Source organism: Pedobacter africanus, assembly GCF_900176535.1.
In the GTDB taxonomy this organism is placed as follows: Bacteria; Bacteroidota; Bacteroidia; order Sphingobacteriales; family Sphingobacteriaceae; genus Pedobacter; species Pedobacter africanus.
Map to the genome: position 1 here is coordinate 469,577 of NZ_FWXT01000002.1, position 19,691 is coordinate 489,267.

The following is a 19,691-nucleotide window of genomic DNA, read 5'->3' on the forward strand; positions in this document are numbered from 1 at the left end:
GATGAAAAAAATATTTTCCTTTCTAGCCATCATTGTTTCAATGATGCTAATGGCAGGTTGCAAAAAATATACCGACATTACTCCAAAAGGGCAAAATCTCCTTAATAAAGCAAGTGATCTGGATTTATTATTGAACGTCAATTTTTCCGGATCGGTCTACGATCACTTGAGGCAGACTATGCTGATTAACGATAATTATCTCCTTGCGGAGAATGTACCAAACGTAATTTCCGGGGTTCAGAGTATAAATAAGATCTTGCTGACTTATGACCAGACAGGTGATAGGGCAGGTCTGACTGCTACTGATTCGAGATATGAAGGGCTTTATGCAACCATTTCTAAAGTGGCAAATATTGTGATTACTATGGGCGATCAGGCGAGTGGGGATGCCCAACTGATTAAACAGCTAAAAGCGGAAGCTTACATTTTAAGGGCATTTTTACATTACCGGTTGGTAAATATTTATGCTAAAGCTTATGACCCGGCAACGGCTGCAACTGATGGTGGTATTCCTTATGTAAAGGATCTTGCTTTTGATAAAGTTAATGACAAGAAGACTGTGAAAGAGGTTTACGACAATTTATTAGCAGATCTGGATGCAGGAATATCTTCCGGGGCTTTACCGAACCAGCCTAAAAATAGCATGCGTATTGGAAAAGGCTTTGCTTATGGAGTTAAAGCCCAGGTGTTACTGTCTATGAGGAACTATCCGGCTGCGCTGGAGGCCGCGAATGAAGCGTTGAAATACAACAGTACGCTGGAAGACCATCGCCCTTTGCTAGCCATCAATCCCATTTCTGCACGTACACTCAACCGGGTTGGAATTAGCGCCGCTGATAATATATTTTATGCATTTGGTAATAGTTTCGACCCATCTATCCTGACTGCATCTCCTGAGGTATTGGCAAACTATGAAGCCGGAAATATCATCAAAGACCGGACAGAAACCTATAACTACCTTTATGGCCAGTTGTATGTGGGTTTAACCAACAGTCCGGCCTGGCTGGCTATTAATTACCAGGGGAATTCTGCAGGAATGACTACTTCAGATTTGATTTTGATCAAAGCCGAATGCCTTATCCGCACGAATAAAATTAACGAAGGAATGGATGAGGTAAATAGAATTAGAGTTCGCCGCATCGATCCGGCCAATTATGCTGCACTTTCCGCTACAACCGAAGAACAGGCAATGGGTTATCTACAGAAAACGTCGCGAATAGAATTTATTTTTACGATCAGGAATTTTATCAACATCAAAAGGTGGAATAGGGAGGTCAAATACCAGCAAACGATTACAAGAACAGTTAATGGCAAGACCTATACTTTGGAACCTGACTCTAAGTTATACATATTCCCATTTCCTCAAAGTGCCACACAGTTTAATGAGACCTTAACACAGAACTACTAATTTTTAAATGACTATGAAAAAGAACAATAATTCAGCTGGCATGCTGATCATTTTGATTTGTACACTCTTCATTTTCGGGAATGCAACAGGGCAGCAAAACGCCATATTAAATATCGGAGATCAGGCACCTCCGCTAAAGTATTCGAAATGGATTAAAGGTGAGCCCATTAGTTCGTTTGCAGGAAGCCGGTTATATGTACTTGAATTCTGGGCCACCTGGTGCGGGCCTTGTAAGGCTGCAATGCCACATCTGACTCAGTTACAGCAGCAATATAAGGATAAGGTTACTTTTATTGGTGTAGGAATCTGGGAAAAGGTGCCGGAGGGTAAGCCCTATGAATCCTCACTGCCATCGGTTGAGAAATTTGTAAAAGGTAATGACGCCAATATGGGCTATGCTGTTATAGCTGACAACAATAAGCAGTTTATGGGAAACAAATGGATGAAAGCAGCGGGTGAGAATGGGATCCCATCTACATTTGTAGTAAAAGATAACAAAATCATATGGATTGGCCACCCAAATTCCCTGGACAGTATTTTACCTGAAATGCTGGATGGGAAGTACGACATGGAAGCCTTTAAAGCTAAATTTTCGAAAAGCGCGGTGGCAGCCAGAAAGCAGAATGCCGAATTAATGGCAGTATTTACTCCTTTACAGGATGCTGTAAAAGCTAAGGAATATGCAAAGGCGCTGGAGTTGATTGAACAGCTAAAGGTAAAGCAGCCGGGTTATAAAACTATGATGGACGGTATGAAATTCAAAATATTGCTGGATATGGATGAAAAAAAAGCCATGGATTTTGCCAAAGAATGGCTGAAAGAGACAAAATCGGCTTCCTCAGTGGTATTGGGTGATGTATACAATAGGGATGGATTGTCAAAAGATACTTACCTGTGGACAGCCGGGAGTTTCGGAAATATTGAAACCTTAACAAACCCTGTGCTACTTGATGCACTGGCTACTTGTTTTTCAAAAGGGGGTGATTATCAAAATGCTTTAATTTCCCAGGAAAAGGCATTAGAATTGGCTAAAAGGGCGTTAAAGGATGGTACTATGGTAGGAAGTATTATGGACTATACTGTGACTGAGTATCAGGAAAAATTGAAAAAATACCAGGGAATGGTAAACTAATTTTAAAAAAGTTTATAGACGAGAATGTAAAATAAATTGTGTCTCTAAGTTAATGATTAACCAATTGACACAATTTATTTTACATTCTCGCCCTAGCCCTAACCAGAGAATCGCCTTCACACTACATCATCTTTTATAAAAAATGATATAGGAATACTACATCGCCGTTGTATGCAGGTTTCGGTTGATCTTTGATGACAAGAGTGGCTTCGATGACAACTTTTGTAACGCCCCTTAAATTTGCAATAGAAAGAAGTTTGGCTTTTAACTGTACTTCGTCATCCGACAGAACAGGCTGCCCAAATTTAAAGCGTTCTATCCCGTAATTGATTTCCATTTTAATGTTGCGGACCTCTGCAATCTGTTTCCATAAATAGGGAATTAATGATAAGGTTAAATAGCCATGGGCTATAGTAGCCTTAAATGGGCCTTCGGCTTCGGCTCTCTGTTTGTCAATGTGTATCCATTGGTGATCCAGGGTTGCATCGGCAAATCTGTCAATCTGCTGCTGTGTAATTTGATGCCATTCGGAAACACCTAATTCTCTGCCTAAGTGAGATTTATATTCTTCGTAATTGTTGATGATTAACATAGTATGTAGACGATTAAGCTGATCTTATCTTTGAGATCAAGTAACAATGATAATAAACCTGCCCGTGAAATAAAATTTAATGTTGATTTTAACTTGTGGCAGAAGGAGGATATTACGTAAAATAGTTTTACTGTTGTGTTAGCGATATAAATGATAAAACATTTACAAACAGCAGCCTGGCGGGGCAAAATTATTTAATTGTTTTTTGTGCTACCTGGTGTGACCCCTGTCAACAAGAATTGCCCAGGTTAAAAGAAATATATGATCAATACAAAGTTAAAGGGCTGAAGGTAGTATATTTTAACCTGGATAATAGAGTAGAATTATGGAAAGCGTATGTGCTTAAAAACAAGCTGGATTGGATCAACGTTTCTAAAAAGCTAAAAGCTAAAGTATTTAAAAAATTTCTATTTTTAATAAATAAAACAAAAACCTATGGAAACATTATCTCAAGCTGAAATGGCACAAATTATTGGAGGGGCTCAATGTCCTCCATTTCCTAAATTTACTGATGAACAATTAAGAGGCTATCTGCTGGATGCCCAGTTAAAGGAAGAACTGGATCAATTGAACTTTGAATGGGACGCAAGTTTCTAAAGTTCTATTTCTAATGCAAATCTACCTGTTACCAGTTAGTAACAGGTAGTATTTTAAGGAATCAGAATCTTTTTTCCGTCTGCATATAATTTCCCCCATTTACATAAACTATCCAGAATTGGAACAAGGTCAATGCCCTTATTGGTTAAAATATATTTTATACCCGTAGGCACGGTATTCGGTATTTCCTTTTTTACAAGGATGGCATGGCCTTCCAACTCCTTTAGCTGTCTTGCCAAGACAGTTTCAGATATATTTGGTAATTTCTGTTGCAGAAGGTGGAAACGATCATTTCCCTGGAAGATATAATAAACTATCTGGCCTTTCCAGCGGCCACTAATCATACTTATAGCGGAATTGCGTTCACACAGTTGGAATAAAGATTGTTCATTTGCATAATCTGTAGACTCTTTTTTTCTCATCTTAAAAAATATTGTTCCTAACAATTTTGTTAGTTATTGTGCACTGCAATAGATTTTAACAATTTCACTATTAATTAATATCCTGATAAAACTATTAAAATTTCTGATATGAAAACCAGCATTTATATTGCAATTTCCACGAACGGACTTATTTCTAATTCAAGAAATGTGCCGGATTGGCTTTCGCCCGAGTATGGTCAAGGCATGTACAGTATTTGCCAACAGTTCAAGGCGGTAATTATGGGTAAGACTACATATGATATCATTGCACCTGATTACTTACCGCTTAAAGACGACGGCATAACGATCGTCTTAACTACGCATGAAGACGAAAAGCCTGCAAATCCAACTGTAAATTTCACTAAGGCAGAACCGGCTGAAATTATACAACGCCTGGCAGATGAAGGTTATGAACAGGCTGTAATTATTGGCGGAACAATGACCATTAGTCAATTTATTAAAGCCGGGCTTGTTGACGATATCTATCTGATCGTAGAGCCGGTATTGTTTGATGGTGGATTACCGCTATTAAAAGATGTAGCCAGAGATTTGAAATTGAATTTAGTAGATGTAGCAAAGTTGAATGCCAATACGGTTCAACTTCATTACCAGCTGCTTTCGGTAGTGGCGGGAGGTTGAATACTGTTTTTATCTGGATGCGAATTCAATACGCTTTTTGGTTATTTTAGAAGCGTATCAATCCAAGCAGAGATCACATCAAGCACTTTTGTGCTAATGGTTTCATCTATTTCTTTTGCTTCTGCGAACAAACCCGTTTTCGAGAACTGCATCATATGGCTTATACCCGGTAAGATCACTAATTTTGATTTAGGGTTAAAGTTTGCTGCCATCGAGGCAAGCATCTTTGGTCCGTAATATTTCGGGTCGACATTTAGATCGTTCTCGCCAAGTATGATGAGAACCGGACATTTTACTTCAAGCAAATGATCATGCTGATTTTGATTGGCTGCGACGTAGAACTGTTCACTTGATAAAATATTAACCCTCGTATAAAAGCCTTTTCTAAGCTCTTCTTGTTCCTGGGCAGAGAGCTTTTGAAGTTCTTCATCCGCAATTTTGCGAATGGCATGCATTCGTTTATCATAGCTGGGCTCATTGATAGTATAATAAATGCTTTTCGCAACAAATGCACTATCAGCTTGCTGTAAGCGCGCCGATTTACCACTAGCTTTCGCCATCAGTTTACTTTGCTGAGCAACAATCATATGTGGATAATTATTAACTGCACCGCCGAGCAGAATAGAAAACCAGACGTTATTCCGCGGCTCAGTTGATAGCACGATACCTTGGGATGCTCCTGCACTATGCCCAATGATTCCGATTTTATTATGATTAATCATTGTATGTCTCTTTAGGAACTCCAGGCCAGCACGAGCATCATTAAGATAATCACTTTCTGTCATTTCACTAATTTTTTTTGACCCTATGGTTGATTTACCCGCACCTCTGTCATCAAACCTTAAGGTTGCAAAGCCTTTTCTGGTCAGGAAATCTGACAATACAAACATCATTTGATGGTTATATACAGGTTGATTACGTGAGGTTTGCCCTGAGCCACCAATTATTAAAATTGCTTTGAAAGGTCCTTTACCTTTGGGTAAAGTTAGCGTTGCCGACAGATGCACTGAAGTGTCTTCCTTAACCTGATAATTTACCTCCAGAACTTGATATGGAAGAGGCGCTTTAGGGGTTTGCGGTCGCTCTTGTCCCAATGTTCTGGTAATTATGAAACTAAGTAACACGCTGGCTCCGAACGTAAAAATTTTCAATTGGTTCATTTTTAATTAAAGTTTAAACAAAGTTATATCCCGTTCAATTTTAAAACCCAATCAGTAGACATAAAGCAACTATTGGTAGACCAACCCCCCCGAAACCTTCCGGATTTTGATATAATAACAATAGCGTAAATCGGGTATAGATTGTTTGATTGGATGAGTATGTCGACAAAAATCTTGTATCCGTCGACCTGGATTCTAAATTTAGTAGAATTTCAACAGATTTGGATGTTAACTAGAAAAAAGAGCTAAAATATTGAGGGAAACAACTTATTTAAATTTATATGGAAATACATAAGGCAGTAATTAAAGAATTTATTGAAACTGTATGGAATGGAAAGCAAATGGATAAACTGGAAAACTTCTTAACAGAGGATTGGTAACTGGAGAGGTCATCTGCCAACCGCCAAGCATATCAAGACTAATGGTTACAGATTCTTCCGACTGGAAAATGGCAAAATTGCGGAACATTGGGCTTTGATTGACGGAAATCAAATAGAAGAAACTATTGCCGGCGTCGCTCATGGATGCCTGGTAAAATAGAACTTGTTAAGGACGACTGAAAATGATGAATTAATACAACAAGCCAACCGAATAGTTGGCTTGTTGTATATATATAGGGGAAAGAATATTATTTTTTATAACTCAGCGCAGCAATTGGGTCGGATATACTTCCCGGGAAGTTAATAATTGCACTTAGCGCATATGGGTCATTTGAATCTCGTTTTTTAAGCTGTAAACTAATTTTATTAGTGCCCTGACCGTAAGCAGCAGTTGCAAAATACCTTCCGATCGGGATATCGCGGATTACGAAATATGAGGAAACCCTAACGGGATTAATTTTAATTACTGTACCATTTGAGCCATCAATAATTGGTCCTACAGGGGTAAGCGTAAACTCGACCTTCTCAAAGTCTTCAATTGGCACTATATAGATATCTGGACTTAATTCACAAGTGCCTCCATAAAACCCGGTATTATCGGGCATTGCGCCAGATAGCTTCCACACGAAGTTTCGCACAGCCCCCTCTTTATTGAAAAGCTCGTTATTATCTGGGTGTAGGGGCATATGATATTCTACGCCATTATAATTTTTTTTAATATATGCTGATGCTTGAAATATCCCAACTGAAGTTAATTCTATTTTATACGTGCCGTTCTGGCTGGTTAAAACGGTTCGGGTATTATGATTTCCAGTCATCTGATTTTCAACAGTAACTTCAACATTTGCTAAAGGATTTCCTTTGCTGTCAGTAACTTTTCCTGTAACCGCATTTGCTACCACTCCAGGTTCACCTTGCGTGCCTGATTTTTTACATGCTGTTACTACAATAATAAACCCAATAAGTGTGGGCAAAAGATATTTTTTCATATGAATATTGATTTTATAACGATAAAGTTATTTTGTTAAAGTGCTTGATTAAACCAACGTCGATTAATAACCGATTTATGATGTCATACGGTTAGAAATAGAACTTTAAAGCATTCTCAGTTTACTGTCTACAAAGACCTTGAGTCTGTCGACAGAATTTGATTGAACTTTAAGCGAAAAGCAACTTTGGTTATTCAAATTCATTTCTAATGCAAATACAATTTTTTCCAAAACTATTGCTGCCCGTAATTTTAGTATTGCTTTCATGCAGCACCACAGTAATGGCACAGGGCGGTAGGCCAAGCCCGGAGCAGATTAGACAGGCTCTGGAAGCTGCAAAAAAACTAAAAGCCCGCGGTTTAAAAGGAGATGATCCTGAAGCAATGGCTGAAGAGGCTAAGAAAATCCTTAAGCCAATGATGAAAACTGTAATGAGTATTCCAAGACAAGCTACTGCATCAAAAAATTTTCAGAAGATAACGCTTACGTCCATTCAGCGAAAAAAATTAAAAGGCGAGGACTTGAAGAAATACATTCAGGGGTTAAATACTGAGCTACTTACAAAGATGAATAGCAACAGCAGAAAACTTGTTCAGGAAATCCTTTCTGATGCGAAAGTAAGCCCCAATTTGTTTGATCTGGGAATGACAGCTTATCTTAACGGTGAGCTTCAGGAAGGCGCATTTTTGGCAGGTACTGCGCTAACAGCCGATATTGGGAATGATTTAAACACCAACAGCTACGCGGCAATGCTCATCAATGCAAATGCAGCTGCCCAGGCCATGCCGATTTGCAGGGGTTTGGTTTCTCAATATCCGGAGCATGCACTAATATTGAATAACCTGGCACAGGCCTTTATGGGAATAGGAGAGCGGGACAGTGCCATGGTCTATTTGCGTAAATGTCTTAAACAACAACCTGCACATCCGCAGGCAAACAACTCTGCGGCTCAAATTTTTAAGCAGCAGGGGCAGAAAGAGAAAGCGCTGGAATTTGCAAAGAAATCCGTTGAGGCTGGTCTTAATGATGGTGCAATGGAGATCATAGACGAACTGGATAAATCTCGCACTGCCTATGATTTTCTGGCCAAGCCAAAAGATTTGCCCGATTACTTTAATTTATATAAGATTAAAAAACCCATGCACCAGAAACGTGTAGAGGATGAGCAGCTGGTTAAGGCCGAGCGTGCAGCATTTAGAGCTGAGATTGACCGCATGAGAGGTGTTCTTTCTGAAATTATAGCTCGGGAACAGGAGTTGGGCACTAAACAGCTTAATGATAGAATTCAGAACCTGCAGAAAAGGTTATCCGCCGGCGAACAGATATCCGTTAATGTTGGCAACCCTTGGTTTGAAAAAGCAGCCAAAATATTTACAAATAAGTACATTCAACAAGACGTTTTGTTAGCCATGATGAAGGAAGAAGAGCGCTTTAATAATCACATAGAAGACCTGGAAAAGGAATACGATATTAACGAAACGAAAATTTATCAGGATTATGCAGAAAAGAAAGCTCAGTACAAATGCGACGGAGAAGGTACGAGTTTCGGTTGCGTAAATATTGAAAGACTAACTAAAGAAGAGTGTAAGGCCATAAACGGACTTAGAGACAGGTTTTTGGTGGCCTGCGCTACTGCTGCCGAAGCTTATGATGAAAAGCAATTGCATTGGGCTGCTGAACGCTTTTGTTTTCAATCGAAATGGGGATATCTGGTGGGGCCAAATGAGCATCTTGGTAATGTCAACTACTATAAATACGCAGACGAGTATCTGAAAAACATCAGCAAGATAATGACAAACTATAAATCTAAAGGCCCCGCTTGTGCTTCACTTGAACAGCAACTTAAAACTATGAGTTTTGCGGATATCATGGCACCACGATGTCCGGTAAACCTCACAGTTGAAATAGGTTTACTCAATATCAAGGCAAACTGCAAAGAAACTACAACAACAATTAAGGGGCCGGTGGGTACCTGGGCTGAAAAATTGAGGCTTCAGCAAAAAGAAAATTACGCTTTGGGGCAAAGTACATTCGCGGTAATTTACGTGATAAAGGAATTTAAGAAAGAATTGATGAAACCACTCGAAAATGCGGTCCGCATTAAAGCAGGAGTAAAAGCTGAGATCACAGTACAGGGCTTCATAACTTCTTCCAAAAATAATACCTGGGACGCAGGATCAAAACTAATGGGTTCAGCATCGGGATGGGCTTTTGATACCATTTCCGGCGTTGGAGAAAGCATTGAAGGCAGCGGTGAAGTTTCCTGGTCATACCAAGCTGGCTGGAACGGAGCAGTAAAAGGCTTGAACGGCATTTTTTCAACACCGTCTCAGCCCCTGCCTGAATATCAGTATAGTCCGTCTGGGAAAAAGTGAAATCTATCCATCATTGTGTGCCGTTCGTCGACATAATTTGGCTCTGCCAGCTGGTTCAAAGAATTTTGGAAAAAAAACAACAATGAAAAAAATACATTTAATTACCGCACTCTGCAGTGCATTGTTATTTTCTGCATGTAAAAAAGAGAACGCATTTAAGCTTGACAGTGGTTCGGTTGCCTCATGGAAAGGTTTTCTGGAAACCGGATATTTTAATTCGGGGACCATCGCACTTAACGCATCTGGTATTTCTGTGTCAAATGGGCAGATTGTCGGAGGTAAGATAGAAATACCTGTATCCTCTATCTTAATCACTAATCAACTTCCTGATGACAAAAAGGTTGAACTTATAAATCATCTTAAATCCGATGCTTTTTTTAATATGCTTGTGCATCCAAGTGTTATTTATACGGTGCATACCACTCAAAAGCTATCAACAGCAGATGCGGAAGGAAATAATTATTTGATTAAGGGTGAAATGAGCCTGCTCGGAAAAATCCTTCCTTTGGATATCCTGGCGAAAATCGAAAATTCTAAAGGCGCTATCCATGTGAAATCAGAGTTCAAATTTGACAGGACCAAATGGGGGATGTTATATGCATCAGATAATGCCTTACCTCCTGACCAAAAAATAAAAAACGATATCCAGGTGAGTATAGATATCCATATATCTAACTAATCAACACGAACTTTTTGAAGAGATCTGGCCATATTTTGGTAATATGAATAAGGATAAAGTAATAAAGTCAACCTGGCTTCCGAAAGAGAAACTCTTAATCAGTGAAATAAGTGGCGAAGCTATATTTACACATGAGATTTTGAACTGGAAAAAGGAGCTAATGGCTGCCTTTAACATGATTCCACAGGGATCGCAATTTAAGGTGTTTGTTAATATGAATGGTTTTAAGGCGGATGACCTTGAAGCACACAAGGAATTCAGGGTCATAATTCCGCTCTTGCTGAAAGAATACGGATGGAAAGTCAGTTATCTAAGTTTGTTTGCCGATGAGATTCAAAACGAGGATTTTAAAAACCGAAAAAATGCTTTTTGTGTAGCTGTAGCCCATTGCCACCATGATGAGAGTAAGATGACTTTATATAATAGCGTAAATGAAAATGCCAATGAAAAGTTTTTTACAGACCCTGCAGTGGCGGAGCGCTGGATAAAAAGTGTCAGAATAGACAATGCCAGTCCATAACGGGGACTGGCATTGTCACAATTGTACATTAAAATTAGTGACAGAATTCTTCAGAAAAACAGAGGCTTCTGAAAGGCCCTATTTTATTTTAAGTCTGAACCTTGCTGTTAAAGGTCGTTTGACTGGATTACATTTGTCTTCGGTAGCCAGCTCTCCTTTAATGGTGCCCTCCAGATAATCTCCTTTGCCTCCAATCGATTTAATAATCATGTTTCCGATGGTGCTCGTTTTGATATTATTACACTGATACCTTGAAAAAAGAGGGAGCCCGGTGTACAATAGTTCCACGTAGACATAGTTATCATCGTTTATCTCAGGATTTCGGAAATTTCGAATGCCTTTGTCCTTTCCGACTATTGCAGCCCATAGATATTGTTTGTAGGTCTCATTTCCTGTTCTTCCGGATATAGAATAGTTGGCATTGCCATCGAATTGAGCCGAAAGATTTTCAGGCTCACTCTCGAAAGTAAATCCGTTTATATCCCAATAAAAATATTCATCTGGAACCAGTACTAAATCCTTGAAAACGTAAGATTCAGTAGGCTGGCCGGCTTTCGGCTTCCAAAATTCTTTCCAGATGTCTTTTAAGGTGACGCTGACGGTAACGACGCTTCTTTTCTGTATATTTACTGGCGCTTTGTATACGGCGGTCTCGTTCTTAGCGCTAGTTAGTTTACCTTCTCCCGTTAAGTCCCATGCAACTACCTTTTCAGGATTTATTACCAATTCAGGTGCTAAAAGGTCATCATTGTCCTTTAATGGCTCTGAAATTGTTTGATAGCTAACTTTTAATATTGCTACCTCACCCATCTTAAGGCTATCCTTCGATGATGTCATTACCAGTCGTGTGGAGATTGTCCAGTCGCTGAAATGCCTGGTTTTAACTTTGACAATATTATTATACGGCAGCAATTCAGAATCCAATGCAGCGTGCCAATATCCTTTTCTCATCCTGGTAAGCTAGATATAAAAATTCTGGACTTGTGCCAACTAATTGGTTTTCTGCATATTTAAAGGATAGTTCGATGTCTTTTTTAAACTGCATGTTTTCTGGTGTAAGCCGATAAGAATTACCAACTCCCATGGCCAAGGTTTTGTTTACTTGCTGAACGCTAAAGTTAATATTGGCATCTACAGCACGTGGTGGAATAACTAGCTTAATATCCCCTTCAGCAGATTCAATGCTCCCACCTTCGGGCCCGATTGTTTTTTGGACAGCATTACCGATTGTAGTTCCATGTTCAGTAGGCATCGGCTTGTTGGCTTTTTCATCGGGTGCCGGGTTATCTTTCTTTTTACAAGCGAGCCCTAATCCCAATAAAAACATCAGGATTACTTTAATGTAATTTCTCATATGACTTATATTTTTATGCAAAAGTCAATACATTCCTATTTACCAAGAACTTTTGTCGATGAACACATTTGAGGTGAACATGAATAACATATTCCTGCACGGAAGAGTGGGCTTGTTTTCTGGAGGACCTATAAAAAACCGTTCATCAAGCAAAGAAAGACTTCTATCTACATTAATGTGCCTTTTATCGATGAACAGTGTGGAACAGCTAGCTTTTGCTGAATTTTGATTTCTTAAAAACAACTCATTATGAAAATTTTAAAAGTACTGGGCATAACCCTTGCCTTTGTTATTTTGCTCGGGCTTACATCTGGTCTATATCTAAATTTTGCCCTTCCGAATGTCGGTGTTGCACCTGAACTTAAAGTGGAGAAAACCACTCAAAGAATTGAACGCGGAAGGTATCTTGCGAACCATGTGACAGTATGTATGGATTGTCATAGCACTCGTGACTGGAGTGCATTTGGTGGCCCTATAGTGCCGGGCAGTGAAGGACGTGGAGGAGAACACTTTGATAAAAAGGCAGGGTTTCCGGGCGATATCTATTCAACGAACCTTACGCCATACAAACTCTCTTCCTGGACTGATGGCGAAATTTATCGTGCCATCACCTCAGGCGTAGGTAAAGATGGGCATGCTCTTTTTCCTATAATGGGCTACCAGCGCTTTGGAAAGATGAGTGAAGACGATGTGCTCAGCATTATCGCTTATTTAAGAACACTTAAACCAATTAAAAACGAAACGCCATTGCCCGAACTGGATTTTCCGGTTAATCTCTTAAATAAACTCGGGCCAACGAAGCCGGAACACTCAGATATACCGGCAATTTCCGATACAATACGTTATGGAGCTTACCTGGTTAATGCTGCAGGATGCGTAGATTGCCATAGCAAGCAGGAAAAAGGCATGATAGTAGCGGGCAGCGAATTTGGAGGTGGAATGGAATTTATCCAACCCGCTGGTGTGATACGCGCACCCAATATTACATCGGATAAAGCTACCGGAATAGGAACCTGGTCCAAAGACATGTTTGTTAGCAGGTTCAAAGCACATGCCAATGCTGATTCTAAAGCACCAAAACTAGCTGAAGGAGAATTAAATTCTCCTATGCCATGGACAATGTACGGTGGCATGACCGAAACTGATCTGGGTGCTGTTTTTGCCTACTTAAAAACACTAAAAAAACAAAACAACAAAGTAATTGTCAGGACCTATACCAAATAATAAGAAAAAAATGATACGATAAGTGCAGATGTTCGATATCAAATTAATGTTAGGATATGAAGAGAGGTCAACCCGCAATAGAAAGAAATATCAACTGATTGACATTAGTTTTTTACGGCATTCTGCCTTATAGTTACGGCCTATAGGCAGTTCTTTACCCAGAATCTCAATAGCATAAGCATGATAACTATCGACCTTATCGATTGCTACAATAAATGAGCGGTGAATTCGCACAAATTTATCTTCAGGGAGCAACTCTTCAAGCACACTGATTTTCTGCTTGCTAACCAGGGCTTTATCTTTTAATACAACTTTGATGTAATCCTTAAGACTTTCCATCCAGAATATTTCATTAACATTGATTTTAACCATTTTTCGTTCAACCCTTAAGTAAAGGAAGTTGTCGCCTTTCGGTTCAGGCACCTGCTCCATACCGACTCTGTGATGGTTAACTTTATAAGCGTCAAAAACCTTGTCCATAGCTTTTAGAAATCTATCAAATGGTATAGGTTTCAATAAATAGTCAACAGCGTTCAGGTCAAAACCTTCTAAGGCATAGTCCTGGTAAGCCGTAGTAAAAATAATCTTAGGGGGATTTTTGAGTGACCTAACCAAATCCGTGCCTAAAAGGCCCGGCATTTTTACATCCAAAAATATAAGATCTATTTTGATTTTTTGAAGAATCTGAAATGCCTGTATAGCGGTATTACATTTTGCTATAAGATCAATTTCTGCAAAGTCCTCAATGTATTTTTCAATTACCTCAATGGCGTGTGGTTCATCATCCACTATAAGTGTTTTTATCTTCATGATACCTTGTTAATTTGGTCATTATGCTTATCCCTTTTGTTAACCGTAGGTAAAAGCTGGCTATCTAAGATTATCTCCAGGATAGCTACATAAATGTCTTCTTCATCGTAAATGGTAAAAGTATAGGAGCCTGGATATATCAGTTCAAGCCGCTTTCTTACATTACTTACTCCGATTTTTTCAAAATGGCTTCTGGAATCATTGGCTTTCTTAGCTGGCTGTCCATTTGATACTTTGAATTTCAGCCTGTTTCCTTGAACGTCCAGATCAATATTGATCCATGCGTCTTCTGTCATTTCACTGGCTCCATGTTTGAAAGCATTTTCTATCAGCGGTATCATCAGGAGCGGTGCGATTGACTTGTTTAAAATATCACCGCTGATGTTCAGGTTCAGATCCAACCGGTCTTCGTACCTTATTTTTTCCAGTGTGACATAGCTTTTAATAATCTCAATGTCTCTTTTTAACGGTACCAAATCGCTATTGCACTCATAGAGCATATAACGAAGAATCTCGGAAAGACCGAGGACAACAGCAGGGGAATTCGGAGAATTGTTGAGCGTCAATGAATATAGATTATTTAGTGTGTTAAAGAGAAAATGGGGGTGAATCTGAGCTTTGAGAAAGTTGAGTTCTGAGGATAATGCAACCTGTTTTCTTTCGAACCACATTCCTACGAACTTAATAACCAATCCTATCCAAACGACCGAATTAGATTGCTCAAGCGCATGTATCATATATTGCTTGTTGAAAAGCTGTTGGGAAAAGCTTCCTTCGATCTTCTTCCACTTAAACGTAGGGTTGAACCGCCTGAGTTTTTCATATAAATATGGATCAGCGAATATGATTTCAATTAGCCGATACAGTAAAGCACAAAGGCTCATGATCAATACTAAAGAAATCCCCAAAAGCACACAACGTCGTTTAAATAGAAATTTGGGGATCAAAATATTGCGGACTGTATAAAAGTATAAGATATGCACAGGCAAAAGCATCATTACCAAAGAAAAACCGATGGTATAGCTTGGAAGGCCTACGGTAAATAGGACAGTAAGACATGCTGTACAGCTTATCCAAAAAAGCAAATGCGGAAGAATCTGCTCGCGTAAATGCCAAACTTTTTTATGACCCATTGACAAATATAATTTGTCCTTTATTTACTATAGCATTCATTATGCTATAAAGATAATCATAGCAAGTCATTTCTAGAATGACTTGCCTGTTATCAACGCTTGATGTCGATAGACAACTGATGTTTGACGACGAATAACCGATAACGCAGGGAGATCAGAGATTAGGCAGACGAAATTCAGTATATGAACGCTTTATGGACTATAAGGTATGTTTGCGATTTTCTGACCCCTGTTTCGTGTTAGTGAGCATGTAAAGATTTTAACTGATTTGCATGTTTCCGCTCTTTGAGTCGTAATTAATTTCCTTAGAAAATGTTTAAACGATTATTTTTATTAGTGCTTGTGATTCAGGCAATGACCATGACCGCTCACAGTCAGGGATTTCTTAAGCGACTTGCTGAAAAGGCTGCAAATGCCGGTAGTGATTTGTTGATTAAGAAAAGTACGCAGAAAGCTGAAAAAGCAATTGATGGCAACCCATCTGCAAAGGCAAAAAAGAATGCTGCCCAGGACGAGCCAAAAGGGGAGAAAGTTTCGGAGAGTTCCAAGTCCGGAAAATTAGCAGCCTCTTATACCAAATTTGATTTTATACCCGGTGAAAAAACGCTGCTTTATGATAATTTCGAGCAGGACGTCATCGGTGAATTTCCGCTGAAATGGTTTACATCAGGATCGGCCGAGGTCGTGAAATTAGATGCGCAGCAGGGTAAATGGCTTCAGTTTAATTCCGGGCAATTCCTTTCGCCTACAATTAAATTACCAGAGAATTTTACTGTTGAATTCGATGTTTTTCTTAATCTTTCTTTAAATTCTTCCTCAGTTCTACCTGGCCTTCAGTTTCAGATTTTCGATCGCGGCGACAAGGCCAAACGACTGGATGTTTATAACTATACGCTGAAAAATATTCTTTATTTTTCTACTTCCTTTAGCCATGATAAGGCGGTAGTTTCTCTTGATTCCAGGGAGAACGCGAAACAGAAATTTAAGTCAGATAAAATATTCCTGACAGGCTTTCAAAGTAATTATGGCTCAGTGATTCATGTTGCGATTGCTGTACAAAAGGAGCGGCTAAGGCTTTGGTATAACGCTGAGAAGGTGCTTGACGTACCAACAGCAGCGGCAACACCAGCCAATTTTAATCAACTACTTTTTAGTGGGGCTAAAACCAGAGAAGGCTATCCAGCCTTTTATCTAAGTAACCTGCGTATCGGTGCCGGTGAGCCGGATACACGATCTAAATTATTAGAACAGGGGCGTTTTGTTACAAATGGCATTTTGTTCGATACCAATTCTGATAAAATCAAACCTGAATCGTTTGGTCTTATTAAAGAAATTGCTGCTGCGATTAAAGAATCGCCTGGCATTAAAATTAAAATTGTCGGACATACTGATAATGATGGCTCAGCAGAAACAAACCTTGCGCTTTCTAAAAAACGTTCTGTAGCTGTAAAAAAAGTCTTGGCAGAGGAATTTGGTATAGATGACAACCAGATTGTTACGGATGGAAAAGGTGCAAGCGAACCCGTTGGTAACAATTCAACCGCATCAGGAAAAGCGGAAAATAGAAGAGTAGAGTTCGTTAAAATCTAACGAGTGGTTTTGGTTGTGGCCCGGAAGTGGATACGTTTCAATATGTGTTGTTATAAGATTTCAACAAACCCGGCTGAACCGTTCAGGCGGATCATGGCCTTATCTGGGATCAGTTTTGTCGCGTTTTCCACACCCACCACGGCGGGTAATCCATATTCCCGTGCAACCACTGCGCCATGTGTCATGAGTCCGCCCACTTCAGTAACCAAGCCTTTAATTGATAAAAACAGTGGTGTCCAGCTTGGGTCGGTAAATGCCGTGACCAGGATGTCGCCATCTTCAAGACTGGCATCTTCGACCTTGAGTACCACCCGGGCGCGGCCTTCCACGATTCCGGAAGAAACCGCGAGACCCGGAATGGCCTTTGCCGGGAAATCCCCACGCTTGTACTTCCCGGTAACGATCTCACCATCCGAAGTAATAACGCGGGGTGGTGTTAATTTCTCGTATAGCAGGTATTCTGCCTTGCGTTTAGCTATCAATTGGTAATCAAGGGCATGGGAATGCACTGCATCGCGGAATTCCTCAAATGTGAGATAAAAAGCATCTTCTTTTTCCTGAAGTAAACCATCCTGTACCAATCGATTGGCCTCCCTTAACAGAGCCTGCCTGTAAACGAAATAACGGCTAACAATATCGTACTTCGGATATTCCCTGTAACCAATATAGTTACGGATCAGCTCAATCATTTGCCTTGTCTCCCCGGCTTTTTGCTCACCATCAGGCAGCGCTTTCAGCAGGCTCAACAACTCCTGTGCTTTTTCGCTGGCTTTCTGTCGCCCTTCCTCAAATTTCCGCTTGCTCTCGCCTGGTTCCAGGTTCCTGATGCTACTCAGGAGCATCGGAAGGAGTAAACCCGGCTTCTCGCTCCAGCGCGTTCTGGTGATGTCGATCTCACCTGTACACCGCATCCCATATTTAGCCAGGAACAGGGAAATCGCTTGCTGAACCTTCACCCCGCCTTCAAAGCGGGCCAGTTTATCCAGAAAGTTTCCGTCCTTATCAGCCTGTTCCAGAAATCTGATAATGTCCGGATAGGCCCTGATCACATCACAAACGTTAAGCAGGTCCATTCCCATTTGTGAAGTGATGTTATTCGGTACAGAAAGAGATATAATGTCTGCGGTGTTTTTTTGACCTAACCATTCGTCCAACTTTTCATTTATCCAGGCAGAAGCATGTATAGCTGCCATAATAACGCTCAGGTTTTTTTGGTCGAATGCCAGTTGCCTACGTTGCCGCATGTCTTCCTGAATTCGGTCAAATACATCCGTTCCCGATAGGGGTCCCATTTCGTGCTTTAACACTGACAAGGACTGCTCGCTAATTTTGATTAGTGTTGCAACAATATTGGGGTCATTGCCAGCTTCAGCCAGGATGTCTGCTACAGACATGCCTCTATGACTTTTTACAGGATTGTGTTTGGATTGGTCATTTTCCTGACTTTTAATAAAACCCTCCCTTTCAATGATAGCGCTCAGGGCGTCTCCAATCAGCGGATCGGAGTGCCCTAAAACGTCGAGTAAGTTTTGTCTGCCCTCTGGAGAGCTCAGGTTCGCAGTAACATCGACAAACAGTCTTCCGCCTGCTGACCTGAAGATGGGACGCCCGCCCGTTAATGACCATACCGACATGCCCAGCGGTTTGATGGGATCGGTCATCATCTGCTGATGGCCTACAGAAACGTATACATGGTTTTCCTGATCATCTGCTTGGGGGGCGGGATATAATGTTGTAATGGGGCGGCTTTGTACAATATGAAAGAGGCCCTTTGCCAAACACCATTCGATGTCCTGAGGTGCGCCGAAATGCGCTTCGATCATTCGGCCGATTTGCTCTAGCTTTATTATCTCCTCATCACTCAGCGCCTGGTCTTCCTGTTGCTTTGGATCGATTTCCCTGCGTATGGTGCCGCCATTTTCCAAACGCACCATTGCCACGCGCTTCTGAGAAATGCGTTTGTCAATTATGCCCGAATTAATAACCTGATAATTGTCTGCGGTAACCAGGCCCGATACCAACGCTTCCCCTAAACCAAAACTCGCGTCGATTGAGGAAACTTTTCTGTTACCGTTAACCGGATGGGCAGTAAATAACACACCGGCAACCTCTGCAAAAACCATCTTTTGCACAATTACCGAAAGACTGGCCTGCCGATGGTCAAATCCGTTTTGAATCCGATAGCTTACCGCGCGATCGGTGAAAAATGATGCCCAGCATTTACTGATAGATGCCAAAATAGCATGGTTTCCGATGACGTTCAGGTAGGTGTCTTGCTGGCCGGCAAAAGATGCTGCCGGCAAATCCTCTGCTGTTGCACTTGAGCGGACTGCAAAAGCCTGTTCTTTTCCAAATCGCTCAATCTGCCTGGTAATTTCAGTTTCAATCTGCCCTGGAATGGGTGCTGTTTCAATCATCCATCGGATCTGTTCACTGGTTTCTCTGATCTCTTTGCCCTGTGTTGCTTTTAGCTGGCCTAAACGGGCAAGCAAATCATCGAGGGCAGGGTTATTTTCGGTAACCGATTTATATGCTTCCGTAGTTATGCAAAACCCTTCAGGCACATGGAGCGTTTTAATGTGATACAATTCAGCAAGATTCGCACCCTTGCCGCCTATCAGATCTACTGCGGTTTTACCGGTATTTTCAAAATCAACAATATATACACTCCTGCTTTTCATGTCGCG

At 40.5% G+C, this 19,691-nt stretch carries 20 protein-coding genes; 11 read left to right on the top strand and 9 right to left on the bottom strand.

The features are described 5' to 3' along the window. The first annotated feature begins 1 nt into the window (after position 1). Both B9A91_RS16365 and B9A91_RS16370 read left to right on the top strand, forming a co-directional pair. Positions 2-1,408, top strand: coding sequence for a RagB/SusD family nutrient uptake outer membrane protein (locus tag B9A91_RS16365; protein ID WP_159451728.1), 1,407 nt, complete (start codon positions 2-4; stop codon positions 1,406-1,408). Positions 1,409-1,421: 13 nt separating this feature from the next. Then, positions 1,422-2,540 carry a TlpA family protein disulfide reductase gene (locus tag B9A91_RS16370; protein WP_159451729.1) on the top strand — a complete coding sequence of 373 codons (1,119 nt, stop codon included), beginning with the start codon at positions 1,422-1,424 and terminating at the stop codon, positions 2,538-2,540. 133 nt (positions 2,541-2,673) lie between these two features. On the opposite strand, the gene B9A91_RS16375 is transcribed toward B9A91_RS16370, so the two are convergent. Further along, positions 2,674-3,132, bottom strand: coding sequence for a MaoC family dehydratase (locus tag B9A91_RS16375; RefSeq protein ID WP_084240084.1), 459 nt, complete (start codon positions 3,130-3,132; stop codon positions 2,674-2,676). Positions 3,133-3,278: 146 nt separating this feature from the next. Between B9A91_RS16375 and B9A91_RS24610 the strand changes: the two genes are divergently transcribed. Beyond that, positions 3,279-3,590, top strand: coding sequence for a TlpA family protein disulfide reductase (locus tag B9A91_RS24610; RefSeq protein ID WP_084240085.1), 312 nt, complete (start codon positions 3,279-3,281; stop codon positions 3,588-3,590). Further along, positions 3,568-3,729, top strand: a complete 162-nt coding sequence (locus B9A91_RS24015) for a bacteriocin (RefSeq protein WP_144008968.1) — start codon at positions 3,568-3,570, stop codon at positions 3,727-3,729. Before B9A91_RS24610 ends, B9A91_RS24015 begins: the two co-directional genes overlap by 23 nt. Before the next feature lie 53 nt (positions 3,730-3,782). Here B9A91_RS24015 and B9A91_RS16385 read toward each other — a convergent pair whose 3' ends face one another. Further along, positions 3,783-4,151, bottom strand: coding sequence for a winged helix-turn-helix transcriptional regulator (locus B9A91_RS16385; RefSeq protein WP_084240086.1), 369 nt, complete (start codon positions 4,149-4,151; stop codon positions 3,783-3,785). Positions 4,152-4,259: 108 nt separating this feature from the next. Here B9A91_RS16385 and B9A91_RS16390 point away from each other — a divergent pair, with 108 nt between their 5' ends. Then, positions 4,260-4,790 (top strand): dihydrofolate reductase family protein, encoded by a 531-nt coding sequence (locus B9A91_RS16390; protein WP_084240087.1) that lies wholly within the window; start codon positions 4,260-4,262, stop codon positions 4,788-4,790. A 41-nt stretch (positions 4,791-4,831) separates the two neighbouring features. Here the strand turns inward: B9A91_RS16390 and B9A91_RS16395 are convergent, their stop codons facing one another. Next, positions 4,832-5,950: an alpha/beta hydrolase family protein gene (locus tag B9A91_RS16395; RefSeq protein WP_084240088.1), complete on the bottom strand. Its 1,119-nt coding sequence runs from the start codon at positions 5,948-5,950 to the stop codon at positions 4,832-4,834. Between the two features lie 411 nt (positions 5,951-6,361). Between B9A91_RS16395 and B9A91_RS16400 the strand changes: the two genes are divergently transcribed. Continuing rightward, complete coding sequence (locus B9A91_RS16400; protein ID WP_235012593.1) at positions 6,362-6,490, top strand: ester cyclase; 129 nt, start codon at positions 6,362-6,364, stop codon at positions 6,488-6,490. Between the two features lie 88 nt (positions 6,491-6,578). Here B9A91_RS16400 and B9A91_RS16405 read toward each other — a convergent pair whose 3' ends face one another. Further along, on the bottom strand, positions 6,579-7,319 hold the full coding sequence (locus tag B9A91_RS16405) for a carboxypeptidase-like regulatory domain-containing protein (protein WP_084240089.1): 741 nt from the start codon (positions 7,317-7,319) through the stop codon (positions 6,579-6,581). A gap of 209 nt (positions 7,320-7,528) precedes the next feature. Between B9A91_RS16405 and B9A91_RS16410 the strand changes: the two genes are divergently transcribed. From B9A91_RS16410 to B9A91_RS16420, 3 genes are all read left to right on the top strand, one after another. After that, entirely contained in the window at positions 7,529-9,694 is a 2,166-nt protein-coding gene (locus B9A91_RS16410) for a tetratricopeptide repeat protein (protein WP_144008969.1), read from the top strand. Positions 9,695-9,776: 82 nt separating this feature from the next. Continuing rightward, positions 9,777-10,373: a YceI family protein gene (locus tag B9A91_RS16415; protein ID WP_144008970.1), complete on the top strand. Its 597-nt coding sequence runs from the start codon at positions 9,777-9,779 to the stop codon at positions 10,371-10,373. Positions 10,374-10,416: 43 nt separating this feature from the next. After that, on the top strand, positions 10,417-10,893 hold the full coding sequence (locus B9A91_RS16420) for a hypothetical protein (RefSeq protein WP_084240092.1): 477 nt from the start codon (positions 10,417-10,419) through the stop codon (positions 10,891-10,893). A gap of 78 nt (positions 10,894-10,971) precedes the next feature. On the opposite strand, the gene B9A91_RS16425 is transcribed toward B9A91_RS16420, so the two are convergent. Together B9A91_RS16425 and B9A91_RS16430 are read right to left on the bottom strand one after the other, a co-directional pair. After that, on the bottom strand, positions 10,972-11,844 hold the full coding sequence (locus B9A91_RS16425; protein WP_084240093.1) for a hypothetical protein: 873 nt from the start codon (positions 11,842-11,844) through the stop codon (positions 10,972-10,974). Next, entirely contained in the window at positions 11,807-12,247 is a 441-nt protein-coding gene (locus B9A91_RS16430) for a hypothetical protein (RefSeq protein WP_084240094.1), read from the bottom strand. Before B9A91_RS16430 ends, B9A91_RS16425 begins: the two co-directional genes overlap by 38 nt. 249 nt (positions 12,248-12,496) lie before the next feature. On the opposite strand from B9A91_RS16430, the gene B9A91_RS16435 reads away from it, so the two are divergent. Continuing rightward, entirely contained in the window at positions 12,497-13,471 is a 975-nt protein-coding gene (locus B9A91_RS16435) for a c-type cytochrome (RefSeq protein ID WP_200815679.1), read from the top strand. 90 nt (positions 13,472-13,561) lie between these two features. Here B9A91_RS16435 and B9A91_RS16440 read toward each other — a convergent pair whose 3' ends face one another. Then, complete coding sequence (locus B9A91_RS16440) at positions 13,562-14,281, bottom strand: LytR/AlgR family response regulator transcription factor (RefSeq protein WP_084240096.1); 720 nt, start codon at positions 14,279-14,281, stop codon at positions 13,562-13,564. Beyond that, entirely contained in the window at positions 14,278-15,414 is a 1,137-nt protein-coding gene (locus tag B9A91_RS16445) for a sensor histidine kinase (RefSeq protein ID WP_084240097.1), read from the bottom strand. Before B9A91_RS16445 ends, B9A91_RS16440 begins: the two co-directional genes overlap by 4 nt. Before the next feature lie 312 nt (positions 15,415-15,726). Between B9A91_RS16445 and B9A91_RS16450 the strand changes: the two genes are divergently transcribed. Then, the gene (locus B9A91_RS16450) at positions 15,727-17,004 is read left to right on the top strand and encodes an OmpA family protein (RefSeq protein WP_084240098.1); all 1,278 of its coding nucleotides are present in this window, start codon (positions 15,727-15,729) and stop codon (positions 17,002-17,004) included. Positions 17,005-17,054: 50 nt separating this feature from the next. Here B9A91_RS16450 and ppsA read toward each other — a convergent pair whose 3' ends face one another. Then, the gene (gene ppsA, locus B9A91_RS16455) at positions 17,055-19,685 is read right to left on the bottom strand and encodes a phosphoenolpyruvate synthase (RefSeq protein WP_084240099.1); all 2,631 of its coding nucleotides are present in this window, start codon (positions 19,683-19,685) and stop codon (positions 17,055-17,057) included. Positions 19,686-19,691 lie beyond the last annotated feature (6 nt).